The following is a 13,632-nucleotide window of genomic DNA, read 5'->3' on the forward strand; positions in this document are numbered from 1 at the left end:
TAGCTTGATCGGTGTCCGGCCCATGATCGCGCCCGTCGACCGGGCGTGATCACATCGGCTTGCTCAGCGCTGGAAGTCCGCGTCGCGGTCGTCCTCGCCGTCGTCGAGCGCGAAGGCGAAGCCGCCGCCACCCGCCGCCTTGAGCTGGCGCTGCGGCTTGGCCGCGGGCTTCTTCGCCGGTCCGCGGTCGACCGCGGCCATATGGGCGGCCTTGCTACGCAGCTGACTGACCGCCTTGTCGATCGGCGCACTGCGCACCTTCGCCCCGGTCTCGTCGATGCGGAAGAACGCGATGGTCGACTGCAGCTGCTCGGCCTGCGAGGCGAGCTCTTCCGAGGTCGAGGACACCTGCTCGGAGGCGCTGGCGTTCTGCTGCCCGACCTTGTCGAGCTGCTGGATCGCCTGGTTGATCTGCGACGATCCGACGTCCTGCTCGCGGCAGGCCGAAGTGATTTCTTCGACCAGCTCGGCGGTCTTCTTGATGTCGGGCACCAGCTTGGCCAGCATCTCGCCGGCTTCCTGGGCGACCTTGACAGTCTCGGCCGAGAGCGAGCCGATTTCGGCCGCGGAGGCCTGGCTGCGTTCGGCGAGCTTGCGCACTTCCGACGCGACCACCGCGAAGCCCTTGCCGTGTTCGCCGGCGCGGGCCGCTTCGACCGCCGCGTTCAGCGCGAGCAGATCGGTCTGGCGAGCGATCTCCTGCACGATGGTGATCTTTTCGGCGATGGTCTGCATCGCTTCGACCGCACGGCCGACGGCCGCGCCGCTCGCCTCGGCGTCCTTGGCGGACTGCGCGGCGATCTTCTCGGTCTGGTTGGCGTTCTCGGCGTTCTGCTTGATGTTGGCGGCCATCTCTTCCATCGACGAGGACGCTTCCTCGGCCGACGACGCCTGCTCGGTCGCACCTTGCGAGAGCTGCTCGGCGCTGGCCGAGAGTTCCTGGCTGCCGGCAGAGACGTTCTGCGCCGCGGTCAGGGCTTCGGACACGATCTGGCGGAGCTTCTCGATCATCTGCTCCAGCGCGATACCCAGCGTGTCCTTCTCGGACAGGCGCTTGGCATCGACCGTGAGGTTGCCCTGCGCGATCTGATCGGCAACCGCCGCCGTCGCGTTGAGATTGGCGGTCATCGCATTCAGCGACTTCACCAGATCCCCGACTTCGTCGTTGCTCGAGACCTCGATCTTCTTGCTGAGGTCGCCGATCGCGACTGCGTCCGCGAGGTCCACCGCGCGCATCAAGGCCCGGCTGATGTTGATTGCGATCCAGACTGCGGCGATCAGCGCGATCACCAGGGAGGCGATGACGAGGCTGATCAGCATGAGCTGAGCGCGCGCGCCATTTTCCCTGGCCTGCTCGGTCTGATCGGCCATCAGCTTCCGCACGAAGCTGGTATATTCTTCGAGATTTGCGGTCGCTTCGCCGACAGCCCGGCGGACCTCCGTCGTCGACAACTCGGTCGCCTTCGGCTTGTCGGTCTTGGCAAACCGAAGCGCCTGATCTTCGCTGCCGTTCAGACGAAGATAGGCCGCCGAGAACTTGTCGAGGATCTTCTTTCCGTTCTCCGTGGCGACCGCGTGAATTTCATCCCGCAGCTGTGTGAGCTTGGTGCGAATGGTGCCGATCTCGGCGATGTACCGATCGACTTCGGCGTCAGAGCTCGCCAGGATCGCGTTCTTCTCAGCGCGGATCTGCTGCAACACCATTTCGTTCAGGTGGCTGGCTTTGTCGAGCCGGGCCGCCGCCGCCGTCAGGGACTCGGTGGTAGCGGTCATCTCGCTGAGTTTCATATAGGCGAGTCCGCCAGCAATGGCGGTGAGCAGAATGACGAGGCCGAATCCGCTGGCGAGTTTCGCTTTGACCGTGAATCTCATGTTATTCTCACATCTGAATTGATCGGTTGAATTGGGTTTCTACGCCTTACGCGACACTCTTCACCTACGCGGCACGGGACGACTCCACGGCCAGCTCGTGCTCCGGTAACTTGGCGCTCGCCATCAACTTGGAGAGATCGAAGATGATGACGAAGCGATCGCCCTTGCGGCCGATGCCGGCGATGTAGTCCGACTTCCACTTGCCGCCGACATCCGGGACCTGCTCGAGCGAACTCTCCTCGATGCCCGTGACTTCGTAGACGCAGTCGGCGACGAAGCCGACGCCGACGACGCGGTCACCGATCGGCACGTCGAGGATGATGATCCGCGTCGCTTCGGTCGCAGTCACCGCGGGCAGATCGAGCTTCAGCCGCAGATCGAGGATCGGATAGCCGGAGCCGCGAACGTCGATCATGCCGAGCATGAAATCGGGCGCGTGCGGCAGGCGGGCGATCGGCCGCATGTCGAGGATTTCGCGGACGTTGCGGATCGAGATGCCGAAGGTCTCTCCGGCCAATCCCAACGTCAGATACTGCGCCAATTCGGCCATCTCACACCCCGCCCAAACATTGCCACCCGCATCCGATCAGCGCTGGAAGTCCGCGTCGTGGTCGTCCCCGCCGTCTTGGAGCGCGAAGGCGAAGCCGCCGGCACCCGCCGCCTTCCGCTGCCGTTGCGGTTTGGCAGCCGGCTTCTTCGCAGGTCCGCGATCGACCGCCGCCATATGGGCCGCTTTGCTACGCAACTGGCTCACCGCCGTGTCGATGGGCGCGCTCCGCGTCTGCGTGGCGCTTTCGTCGATGCGGAAGTAAGCGATCGTCGCCTGCAGTTGCTCGGCCTGCGAGGCGAGTTCTTCCGAGGTCGATGACACCTGCTCGGAGGCGCTGGCGTTCTGCTGGCCGACCTTGTCGAGTTGCTGAATGGCCTGGTTGATCTGCGACGATCCGACGTCCTGCTCGCGGCAGGCCGAGGTGATCTCCTCGACCAGCTCGGCGGTCTTCTTGATGTCCGGCACCAGCTTGGCCAGCATCTCTCCGGCTTCCTGGGCGACCTTCACGGTCTCGACCGACAGCGAGCCGATTTCGGCGGCCGAGGCCTGGCTGCGTTCGGCGAGCTTTCGCACTTCGGACGCCACCACGGCGAAGCCTTTGCCGTGTTCGCCGGCACGCGCGGCTTCGACGGCGGCGTTGAGCGCCAGCAGATCGGTCTGGCGGGCGATCTCCTGCACGATAGTGATCTTCTCGGCGATGGTCTGCATCGCCCCCACCGCACGGCCGACGGCCGCACCGCTCGCCTCGGCATCCTTCGCGGACTGCGCGGCGATCTTCTCGGTCTGGTTGGCGTTTTCGGCGTTCTGCTTGATGTTGGCGGCCATCTCTTCCATCGACGAGGACGCTTCCTCGGCCGACGACGCCTGCTCGGTCGCGCCCTGCGAGAGTTGCTCGGCGCTGGCGGAGAGTTCCTGGCTGCTGGCCGAAACGTTCTGCGCGGCCGTCAGCGCTTCGGAGACGATCTGGCGCAGCTTCACGACCATCCGCTCCAGTGCGATCCCGAGCGTGTCCTTGTCCGACAGACGCTTGGCGTCGACCGTGAGGTTGCCCTGAGCGATCTGATCGGCAACGCCGGCCGTCGTATTGAGGTTTGCAGTCATCGCATTGAGGTTATTGCTGACCTCCTCCGCCAGGCCACCGTACCCATTCTGCGCTGTTTGAGTGAGATCCCCGATTGCGACCGCGGTCACGGATCGGGAGATATCCCGAAACGCGCGTTCCACCGCGATGACGCTGCCTTCCATCTTTCCAACTTCGTCGCGCCGTCCGGTCTCCACCGGCGTGGCGAGGTTGGCCAGCTTTGCGGCCACCGCCGAGATGGGACGCGCGACCGTGCGGGTCAGGAGAAACCCGATCGCGACGGCGATCAATACACCCAGTGCAGTTCCGATGTAGATCGTCTTAGCCATAACGTCGAAAGCAGACTCCTGCGCCTGCTGACGCGTCGTCATCAACGACCTCTCGGCGTCGATGATATCGGCAATCTTGGCACGAAGGGCGTCCATCGCGACCTTTCCCGCACCGCTGATCTCGATGTCGCGCGCTTCCTTGCGGGTCTGCTCGTTCGCCATGAGGCCGATCGCACGCTCCGCCACATCCTTGCGCCATTGATTACCAAAGCGAAGCACATCGTCGAAACGCGAGACTTGCGTGGGATTGTCAGCAGTCAGTTGTCTGCCCTTGGCAACAGAGGCTTCGAACTGCTGTCGGCCCTTTCTGTACGGGTCGAGGAACTTGTCTTCGCCGGCGATCAAGAAGCCACGATAGCCCGTTTCCTGATCGATCATGCTGCTCACCGCCGTTTCGGCAGCGCCGATGACCTGCTGAGTATGATCGGTCCAGTGAGTCGTTTGCTGAACCTCGCTCGATTTCAGGTAGATCACGACGTTTGCTGCGATGATCGTCGCGAGCATGAGGCCGAAGGCCAGGATGAGTTTGCGCGGGATCGAGAGATTGTCCAACAGCGTCATAGGGACCTCAGGTGCTTTCTGTTCAGGCTGTTTTTGAGTTTGAAGGGTTCACTCGTCACGCAACAACAAAGACTGGGTGGTCACGCCGCCAGCTGGTTCGATGGGGTCGCAACGACGCCGATCGACGCGTCAGTTGCGGTCATCAGGCGTGCCAGATCAAAAATGATGACGAAGCGATCGCCCTTGCGGCCGATGCCGGCGATGTAGTCCGACTTCCACTTGCCGCCGACGTCGGGGACCTGCTCTAGCGAGCTTTCCTCGATATCGGTGACTTCGTAGACGCAGTCGGCGACGAAGCCGACGCCGACGACGCGATCACCGACCGGAACGTCGAGAATGATGATCCGCGTCGCTTCGGTCGCCGCCACCGCCGGCAAATCGAGCTTGAGACGCAGATCGAGGATCGGATAGCCGGAGCCGCGCACGTCGATCATGCCGAGCATGAACTCGGGCGCGTGCGGCAGCCGTGCGATCGGCCGCATGTCGAGAATTTCGCGGACGTTGCGGATCGAAATGCCGAAGGTCTCTCCGGCCAATCCCAACGTCAGATATTGCGCCAATTCGGCCATCTCACACTCCGCCCCGGCAATCCCGGGCGCATCCGCGCGCCGTCGTCATCGCGCGCTTGCTCAATTCAGGATCCGTTCCATGTTCGGCACGATCACGAATTCCTCGCGCCACTTGGTGATGAAGCGGATGTAGTCGGGCTTCCAATGCATGCCGACGCGCGGTGTCTGCTGGACGTCGACCTTGGAAATCTCGGTGACCTCGTAGACTTTGTCGGCGGTGACGCCGACCAGCACCGGATCGTTGTCGATGCAGACTTCGAGCACCACGATCCGCGTATCGACCGTCTCTTGCGCCGCCGGCATGCCGAAGCGGATGCGCAGATCCGCGTAAGGGATGACGTTGCCGCGGACGTTGATGACGCCCGGCACGAACGACTTGGCACCAGCCACCTTGGTGGCCGGAATGGGATCGATGATCTCCCGCACGGCTCCGGCGTCGAGCGCGAACTTCTCGTCGCCGAGCCCGATCATCACCACCTGGATCGCGTCGGCGCTGTGAGTCGCGTCTTGAACTTGATCCCTGCTCATCACGCCGCCTCGCTCATTTGCTGCTTCTCCGTGTGGGCCTGGGCCAGCGCGACGAGCTGGACGACATCGAGGATCAGCGCCGCCGTGCCGTCGCCGAGGATGGTGGCGCCGGAGAAGATCGTGACGTTGGAATGCAGCTTCGACAGCGACTTGATCACGGTCTGGTGGTTGCCGATGATCTGGTCGGCCACCAAGCCGACGCGGGTCTCACCGGTCGAGATGATGATCGTCTTCTGGTGCTCGTCCGGCTGGCCGCTGGATTCGAACACGTCCCGGAGCCGCATGAACGGCACGAGATTGCCGCGGACGTTGAGGAAGTTGCGGCCACGCGAGCGCTCGTCTTCGGCGGTGAGTTCGACGCATTCTTCGACGGCCGACAGCGGGATGATGTAGCGCTGGTCGCCGACACGGATCAGCAGCCCTTCGATGATCGCCAGCGTCAGCGGCAGGCGCAGCGTCACCGTGGTGCCCTGCCCCGGCACGGTCGACAGATCGATCGAGCCGCGCATGTTCTCGATGGTGCGCTTGACGACGTCCATGCCCACACCGCGGCCGGACAGCGCCGAGATCGTCTGCGCGGTCGAAAAGCCCGGATGAAACAGGAACTGATGGATCTCGTGATCGGACAGCGTCGCGCCGGGCGCGATCAGCCCCTGCTCCTCGGCCTTGGCGCGGATGCGCGCGGTGTTGAGGCCGCCGCCGTTGTCCTTCACGGTCACCAGCACCTGCGCGCCGGCATGCACTGCTGCGAGCTCGATGCGGCCCTGCTCTGGCTTGCCAGCCGCCGCGCGGGCGGACGGAGCTTCGATGCCGTGGTCGATCGAGTTGCGGATCAGGTGGACCAGCGGATCGGCCAAGCACTCGATCATGGTCTTGTCGAGTTCGGTGTCTTCGCCGGTGGTGACGAACTCGACCGGCTTGCCGAGATCGCGCGACAGATCGTGGATCAGGCGGCGGAAGCGGCCGAACAGAGAGCCGATCGGCACCATGCGGGCACCCATCGTGGTGTCGCGCAGGCTGGAGGCGAGCCGCTCGATTTCCTCGGCGATCATCTTGATCGACAGGTCGGATCCGGAGGCAGCGAGCTGGCTCAGCCGCGCCTGCGCGATCACCAGTTCGCCGACGCGGTCCATCAACTCGTCGAGCCGTTCGGCCTGGACGCGGACGGTGGCAATGCCACGATCATCGGCGCGGCGCGGCTCGGCGCTGCGCCGCTCCGGCTTCGGCGCGGACGCGGCAGGCTGTTCGGCTGCAACGACGGGTTCGGCCGGCGGCACGATCGACACCTCGGGCGCCGCGACCTCGGGCAGCGTCTCCTCGAGAAGCATGTCTTCGAACGGAGCCGGCGACCGATGCTGCTGCAACAGAGGCTCCAGCGTGAGCTTCATTTCGTCGATGACGAACATGAAGACGTCGTCGATCGCCGCTTTGTCACAGTCGGAATGCAGCGCGACGTCCCACTTCAGATAACACTCTTCCGGCTCCATCTCGTCGATGTACGGAACGTCGTCGGTCAGCGGCACCACGAAGCAGGGGCCGAGCTTGGCGAGGTCCTCGAGCAGATCGAGCGGATTGGAGCCGTTGCGGAGAATGTGCTGGTCGAAGTCGAGACGCAGTCGCCAGCCGATCGGGCGGTCTTCGGTCGGCGCCGAGGCCGGAGCAGCCGAGGGAGCTGCAGCAGCCGCGACAGGCGCGGCAGCTTCGCCCGGCGGCACGAAGCGGGTGAGATCGGCCAGGATCGAGTCGCCGATAATCGAATCCGCATCGTCCGGGGTTTCGATCAGCGCGCGGATGAAATCCTTGGCGGCCAGCGCCACCGAGATCAGATCCTGGGTCGGCTTGATCTCGCCTTTGCGGACGCGCTCGAAAGCGGTTTCGAATTCGTGGGTGAAGGTCGCCACCTTGTCGAAGCCGAACATCGCGCCCGAGCCCTTGATGGTATGCAGGGCGCGAAACGCGGCGTCGATCAGTTCGCGATCGTCGGGATCCTGGCCGAGGTCGAGCAGTGCGGCTTCGAGCACTTCGAACAGCTCGGCGGCTTCTTGGCGAAAGACTGCTGCCGGATCGATCGTCGTCATGAGCGCACCAGCCTGCTGACGACCGACACCAGCTGCTCCGGTTTGAACGGCTTGGTGATCCAGCCCGTGGCCCCGCAGCTCTTGGCTTCCTGCTTCACGGCGTCGTTGGACTCCGTGGTCAGGAACACGATCGGAAGCCCGAGCAGCGTCGGCACCTTGCGCAGTGCCTTGATCAGCTCCAGCCCGTTCATCACCGGCATGTTGAGGTCGGTGATGACCAGGTCCACCTTGGTCGACTGCGCCTTGGCGAGCCCCTGCGCGCCATCGCCGGCTTCCAGAACGCTGTGCCCGGCTGGCTCCAGCGTCACTTTGATCATCTGGCGAATGCTGGGGGAGTCATCGACGGTGAGAATCGTGGCCATTACGAGCCACCTTTCTTCTGCGGGAAATGCTGATCGATCATCGCGTCGCTGGAAAAGCCGGCGCGGCGGATGGTGTTGCGAAGCGGCTGAGACAGCTCGGTCAGCACGACCGGCCTGCCCTGGGCCTCGCCGGTCTTGGCGGTCGAGAGCAGAAGCTGGACCGAGGTGACGTCCGCTTTGTCCACGCTGGAGCAGTCGATCTCCAACCGGCCTTGCCGGCTGAAGGCTTCGCGAACCGCCTCGTAGATTCCCCGGATTGAGCTGATGCTGAAGTCGGAAGGAAGCCGCAGCGAATTCTTCGCCCCGGCAGGATCGTGCGTCATTGCAGGCCCCAATCAACCAGCGACCTGCGCGGGGACAATTGGTGATGCAATCGCCGCGCAGTCGCTCAATGCCCACAGTGTGCCGATGAGATATTAAGAATTTATACGTGGAGGATTTAAAGTTGGGCCTCTCGCGTAGTGTCGATTATTACTTATCGGGACCGCGCCCCGCAGCGACGCCCTCGGCCACAAATCGAACTATCGCCTGCCGCGCAGGCATTATTCGCCACACGCAATCTGCGCTACGTACATTTACGTAGACCCGATCAACCGCACGATCGGCACGCCGAATCGGCCAGATACTTCAGTAGACGTTAAACTTCGGACCGCTAGTCTTCTCGCGACTGCCGCTTATCAGCGCCAGTATAAATACGAGGACCAGCCGAGATGCTTATCCAGGCGCTTCTTGTCGACGACAGCCGCTCAGCCTTGGAGTACATGAAGCGCCAGATCGAAGCGGCCGGCGACGTCGACGCGATCACCTTTACCGACCCCCTTCAGGCACTGGCGGCCGCGCGACACACCGACATCGCTCTCGCGCTGGTCGATTACGAGATGCCGCATCTCGACGGCATCAGCCTGATCCGCGAGCTTCGCGCGCTTCCGCATTTTTCCGACCTTCCGATCGTGATGATCACGTCGATCGAAAGCGACGACGTCCGGCTCCGTGCCCTGGACGCGGGCGCCACGGACTTCCTGTCGAAGCAGCAGAAGAGTCTTGAGACGCAGGTTCGGCTCCGCAATCTCGTCAAGCTCGGCCTGGCGATCCGAAAGCTCAACGACCGCGCCGCACATCTGGCTTGGGAGGTGGCGGAAGCGACCCGGCAGCTTCAGGAGCGCGAGGAAGAGATCATCCTGCGGCTCGCGCTCTCGGTCGAGTATCGCGACAACGACACCGGCGACCACACGCTGCGCGTCGCCAAATACAGCCGGCTGATCGCCGAGCAGCTCGGCCTGCCGCAACGGCTGTGCCGCGACATCTATCTGGCCGCCCCGCTGCACGACGTCGGCAAGGTTGCGACGCCGGACCATATCCTGCTGAAGCCCGGCGGGCTGACTCCCGAAGAGATCGCCGTGATGCGAACGCATACGACGGTCGGAGGCACCATCCTCGCCGGCAGCCGGTGCGAACTGATTCAGCTGGCCGCCGACATCGCGATCGCTCACCACGAGCGCTGGGACGGCGCCGGCTACCCGCACCGCCTGAAGGGCGACGCGATTCCGATCGCCGCGCGGATCGTCGCCGTCGCCGACGTGTTCGACGCGCTGACGACGAAGCGTCCCTACAAGGAAGCCTTCCCGCTACCAATCGCACGGCAGCAACTCGAAGACGGCAAGGGTCGCCACTTCGATCAGGCTTGTGTCGATGCGTTCCTCGCGCGCTGGCCGGAGGTGCTGACGATTGCGACCGCGCAAAGCCTGCCGATCGCCAACGACGCGCCGGCCCTGCAGCCCCATATAACCATGGAAGCTCCGCAGGCAGCCGTCGCTGCTGCCATCCTGAGCGATCAGCCAGCGGCATAAAAAACAAAAGGCCGGGACGCGCCCCGGCCTTTTTTAAATCGTCGCGCGGTTTCAGACGCGGCGCGTCGATCAGCCGCTCGGCGCCTCGTTGGAATCGCCGGGGTCCGACAGCATGCCCGTGCCCGGCGTCTTGCTCTCATCCGTCAGTTCGGGCTTGCTGTGAGGACCGGCGGGATTGCGGTCTTGCTTGGCGTCAGGCTTCGCGGACGTTGCCGCCTCGGCGGCGGCGCGGTCTTCAGGAAGGCCATTCTCGTCCGCGTCGTGGCGGCTCCGCGCCGGGTCTTGGTCCGTCATCCTCACACTCCTGATTGCCTTGCAAGCCTTCGGCCTGTCGCTCGTGTGCACAGAACCGCATGGCCTCGTCGCGGCAACATCGGCGGCCCCGGTCGGTTCCTGACGGATAGCCGCAGGCAGACCGCCGCCATCGCCGGGCGGCCGTGGGGATTCTTCACGCCGAAGGGATCGCAGATGGCCGGACGGCTCCAGACGGGCCGCAACTTCCTGAAAATATTGGCTGGGGCGGGAGGGATCGAACCTCCGCATGGGGGAATCAAAATCCCCTGCCTTACCGCTTGGCTACGCCCCATCGCCCGGCCGCGCCCGAATGAGGCGGCGCGGATCAAGTTTCCGGCTCCGTCGGTCTATAGAGACGGCCGCCGGTTTTCAACCGCCCAGGCCGGTCCTGGAACCGCGAAAATCGGCTCGGCGGTACGGCGTGACGAAAGGTTGAGAGTGACCTGAATTCATGGAAGAAGGCGGGCCAGTTCTCCGACAGCCGGGATCTTCACATGACCTATCGCGCTCCGATCGACGACATCCTGCTCTCCCTCAACCACGGCGCGGGCCTGCAGGCCGCGGTGGCGGCCGGGCATCTCGGCGACTACGACAGCGAGATCACCGCGCAGGTGCTGGAAGAGGCCGGCAAGTTCGCCGGCGACATCCTGGCGCCGCTGAACCGGGTCGGCGACAAGCACGGCATCGAGCTCAAGCACAACAAGGTCACCACCGCGCCGGGCTGGCCGGATGCCTATCAGCGCTGGGTCGCGGCAGGCTGGAACGCCGTGTCCGGGCCCGAGGAATTCGGCGGCCAGGGCCTGCCGGCCGCGCTCAACGCGGTCTGCACCGAACTCTGGGCCTCGTCCAACATGGCGTTCGGGCTGTGCCCGCTGCTGACGCTGTCGGCGATCGACGCGCTGCACACCCATGGCAGCGACGAACTGAAGACCATCTATCTCGGCAAGCTGGTGTCGGGCGAATGGACCGGCACGATGCAGCTCACCGAGCCGCAGGCCGGCTCCGACGTCGGCGCGCTGCGCACCCGCGCCGAGCGCGCGGCGGACGGCACCTACAAGATCTTCGGCAGCAAGATCTTCATCACCTACGGCGACCACGACATGACCGACAACATCGTGCATTTCGTGCTCGCCCGATTGCCCGATGCGCCCGCCGGCACCAAGGGCATCTCGCTGTTCCTGGTCCCGAAATTCCTCGTCAACGCCGACGGCACGCTGGGCGCGCGCAACGACATCTTCCCGAGCGGCGTCGAGCACAAGCTCGGCATCCACGCTTCGCCGACCTGCACGATGCAGATGGGCGATCAGGGCGGCGCGATCGGCTACCTGATCGGCGAGGAAAACCGCGGCATGCAGTGCATGTTCACGATGATGAATCATGCTCGCTTGGGTGTCGGCCTCGAAGGCGTCGGCATCGCCGACCGCGCCTATCAGCAAGCGCTGGCCTATGCGCAGGAGCGCAAACAGGGCCGCGCGATCGGCAGCACGGGCACCGGCTCCGATCCGATCATCAAGCATCCCGACGTCAAGCGCATGCTGCTGACGATGCGGGCACTGACCGGTGCCGCGCGGACGATCTGCTACGCGACCGCGGTCGCGCTGGATATCGCCGCGCGCAGCAGCGATCCGAAAGTCCGCGCCGCCGCGACCGCGCGCGCCGCGCTGCTGACGCCGATTGCCAAGGCGTTCTCCACCGACATCGGCACCGAGGTCGCCTCGCTCGGCGTGCAGATCCATGGCGGCATGGGCTTCATCGAGGAAACCGGCGCCGCGCAGCATTATCGCGACGCCCGCATCGCGCCGATCTACGAAGGCACCAACGGCATCCAAGCCATCGATCTCGTCACCCGCAAGCTCGGCGCCAACAGCGGCGAGTCGGTGTGGGCGCTGCTCGGCGAACTCGACGGCATCATCAAGGACGTCGAAGCCAGCAATGACCCGGCGTTCGGCGCCACCGGCCCGCGGCTGCGCGACGCGCTCGATGCACTGACCCGGACCAGCAAGTATCTGCTCGAGAAGCTCGGCAGCTCGACCAACGATGCGCTCGCCGGCGCAACACCGTATCTGCGGCTGTTCGGCGCGACGCTCGGCGGCTGCTCGCTCGCGGCCGAGGCGTTGGCGGCGCGCAATCTCGACGGCGTCGCCGAGCCGGCGCGTTACGTCACGCTGGCGCGGTTCTTCGCCGAAAACGTCGCGGTGCAGGCCGGCGCGCTGGAGCGTAACGTGGTCGATGCCGCCACCGGTCTACAGGGGGCCGACGCGGTGCTGACCGCCTGAGCGGGCCGCATTCGACACCCAAAATCGTTGAGGCAAACTTGGGGCAACCCCGGGGGCCGAGCGTCCCGACGCTCCCCCTCGCCGTAACCGGTTGAAAATCGGAGTCTTTCGTCGAACCCCGTTCTGACCCCGCAAGTGATAGTGTACACTGTTCGCAAATGCGGCCGTCTGTCCGGCCGCAAGCGAACCGGGTTGGGGGAAAGTCCATGACGGAGCATCTGATCGTCACCGATGAGGACGCCACGCGCGTCATCACCATGCGCCGGCCAGAGAAGAAGAACGCGCTGACGCAGGACATGTATCGCGCGATGAGCGACGCGATCGACACCGCGCAGAACAATCCCAAAATCCGTTGCCTGATCATCACCGGCGGCTCCGGCGTGTTCACCGCCGGCAACGACCTCGACGATTTCCTCAAAGCCGGCACCGACACCAGCGGCGCTCCGCGTGCCAGCAACGCCACCAAGTTTCTCTACTCGCTGGCGCACAACGTGAAGCCGATCATCGCGGCGGTCGACGGCATCGCGATCGGCATCGGCACCACGCTGCTGTTTCACTGCGACTACGTGCTGGCCTCGACCACCGCGACGTTCTCGACTCCCTTCATCCAGCTCGGCCTGGTGCCGGAAGGCGCCTCCAGCCTGCTGGCGCCGCGCACCATGGGCCACCAGCGCGCCTTCGGCATGCTGGTGATGGGCCACAAGGTGAGCGCCGAACAGGCCCGCGAAGCCGGCTTCGTCAACGCCGTCGTGGCGCCCGGCCACACCGAGGAAGAAGCCCGCAAGGCCGCCCGCGAACTCTGCGCCCTGCCGGCCGAAGCCGTCGCCCTCTCCCGCAAACTGCTGCGCCCGCCGTCCGACGAAATCGTCCGCCGCATCGACCAGGAAAGTCATCTGTTCGGCGAGCGGATGAAGTCGGAAGAAGCGGTGAGCGCGTTTCAGAGGTTCTTTCAGCGGAAGCGGGGCTGAGGAAGCAATGCCAGCGCGGCATCTCACCTCAGTCAGGTGCTTGAAGTCTGCCGACGCACCCTGCAACTAACCGCGTAGCTTTGCCCTACCCCCACGCTTGCATGATCAAGCCCGAAGCCAAGAACCAGCCGACCCCGAACTCGAAAGGGGGCGGGACCTATTCGGGGCGCTGGCCACGGAGTCTCGCGGCCACTTCGTACAAACCGTCATGCGCGGCCTTGTACCGGGCATCCACGACTTGCAGACGGAAATGCAGGAAAGACGTGGATGGCCGGGACAAGTGTTCAGCCCGGAGACATAGTCGACGCCTGTTCGGA

12 protein-coding genes and 1 tRNA gene are annotated in these 13,632 nt (G+C 64.7%); 3 read left to right on the plus strand and 10 right to left on the minus strand.

Going from position 1 to position 13,632, the window contains the following annotated elements:
* Positions 1-63 precede the first annotated feature (63 nt).
* The 8 genes from ACFFJ6_RS17205 to ACFFJ6_RS17240 form a co-directional block, all read right to left on the minus strand.
* Positions 64-1,872 (minus strand): methyl-accepting chemotaxis protein, encoded by a 1,809-nt coding sequence (locus ACFFJ6_RS17205; protein WP_378389989.1) that lies wholly within the window; start codon positions 1,870-1,872, stop codon positions 64-66.
* 64 nt (positions 1,873-1,936) lie between these two features.
* Positions 1,937-2,422, minus strand: coding sequence for a chemotaxis protein CheW (locus tag ACFFJ6_RS17210; protein ID WP_378389991.1), 486 nt, complete (start codon positions 2,420-2,422; stop codon positions 1,937-1,939).
* A 36-nt stretch (positions 2,423-2,458) separates the two neighbouring features.
* The gene (locus ACFFJ6_RS17215) at positions 2,459-4,393 is read right to left on the minus strand and encodes a methyl-accepting chemotaxis protein (RefSeq protein ID WP_378389993.1); all 1,935 of its coding nucleotides are present in this window, start codon (positions 4,391-4,393) and stop codon (positions 2,459-2,461) included.
* 80 nt (positions 4,394-4,473) lie between these two features.
* Positions 4,474-4,962: a chemotaxis protein CheW gene (locus ACFFJ6_RS17220; RefSeq protein ID WP_378389995.1), complete on the minus strand. Its 489-nt coding sequence runs from the start codon at positions 4,960-4,962 to the stop codon at positions 4,474-4,476.
* 60 nt (positions 4,963-5,022) lie between these two features.
* Complete coding sequence (locus tag ACFFJ6_RS17225; protein ID WP_378389997.1) at positions 5,023-5,490, minus strand: chemotaxis protein CheW; 468 nt, start codon at positions 5,488-5,490, stop codon at positions 5,023-5,025.
* The gene (locus ACFFJ6_RS17230; protein WP_378389999.1) at positions 5,490-7,568 is read right to left on the minus strand and encodes a chemotaxis protein CheA; all 2,079 of its coding nucleotides are present in this window, start codon (positions 7,566-7,568) and stop codon (positions 5,490-5,492) included. Before ACFFJ6_RS17230 ends, ACFFJ6_RS17225 begins: the two co-directional genes overlap by 1 nt.
* Positions 7,565-7,930: a response regulator gene (locus ACFFJ6_RS17235; RefSeq protein WP_378390002.1), complete on the minus strand. Its 366-nt coding sequence runs from the start codon at positions 7,928-7,930 to the stop codon at positions 7,565-7,567. Before ACFFJ6_RS17235 ends, ACFFJ6_RS17230 begins: the two co-directional genes overlap by 4 nt.
* Positions 7,930-8,253, minus strand: coding sequence for an STAS domain-containing protein (locus ACFFJ6_RS17240; protein ID WP_378390004.1), 324 nt, complete (start codon positions 8,251-8,253; stop codon positions 7,930-7,932). Before ACFFJ6_RS17240 ends, ACFFJ6_RS17235 begins: the two co-directional genes overlap by 1 nt.
* 387 nt (positions 8,254-8,640) lie before the next feature.
* On the opposite strand from ACFFJ6_RS17240, the gene ACFFJ6_RS17250 reads away from it, so the two are divergent.
* A complete protein-coding gene (locus tag ACFFJ6_RS17250; protein WP_378390008.1) occupies positions 8,641-9,777 on the plus strand; it encodes an HD domain-containing phosphohydrolase in 1,137 nt (378 codons plus the stop codon).
* A gap of 69 nt (positions 9,778-9,846) precedes the next feature.
* On the opposite strand, the gene ACFFJ6_RS17255 is transcribed toward ACFFJ6_RS17250, so the two are convergent.
* A complete protein-coding gene (locus tag ACFFJ6_RS17255; protein WP_378390010.1) occupies positions 9,847-10,071 on the minus strand; it encodes a hypothetical protein in 225 nt (74 codons plus the stop codon).
* A 217-nt stretch (positions 10,072-10,288) separates the two neighbouring features.
* Positions 10,289-10,363, minus strand: a tRNA-Gln gene (locus ACFFJ6_RS17260).
* Between the two features lie 202 nt (positions 10,364-10,565).
* Here ACFFJ6_RS17260 and ACFFJ6_RS17265 point away from each other — a divergent pair.
* Both ACFFJ6_RS17265 and ACFFJ6_RS17270 read left to right on the plus strand, forming a co-directional pair.
* Positions 10,566-12,347 carry an acyl-CoA dehydrogenase family protein gene (locus ACFFJ6_RS17265; protein ID WP_378390012.1) on the plus strand — a complete coding sequence of 594 codons (1,782 nt, stop codon included), beginning with the start codon at positions 10,566-10,568 and terminating at the stop codon, positions 12,345-12,347.
* Positions 12,348-12,553: 206 nt separating this feature from the next.
* Positions 12,554-13,315, plus strand: a complete 762-nt coding sequence (locus tag ACFFJ6_RS17270) for a crotonase/enoyl-CoA hydratase family protein (RefSeq protein ID WP_378390014.1) — start codon at positions 12,554-12,556, stop codon at positions 13,313-13,315.
* Positions 13,316-13,632: the final 317 nt, after the last annotated feature.

It is taken from the genome of Rhodopseudomonas telluris, from assembly GCF_042432815.1.
GTDB classification, from domain to species: domain Bacteria; phylum Pseudomonadota; class Alphaproteobacteria; order Rhizobiales; family Xanthobacteraceae; genus Rhodopseudomonas; species Rhodopseudomonas telluris.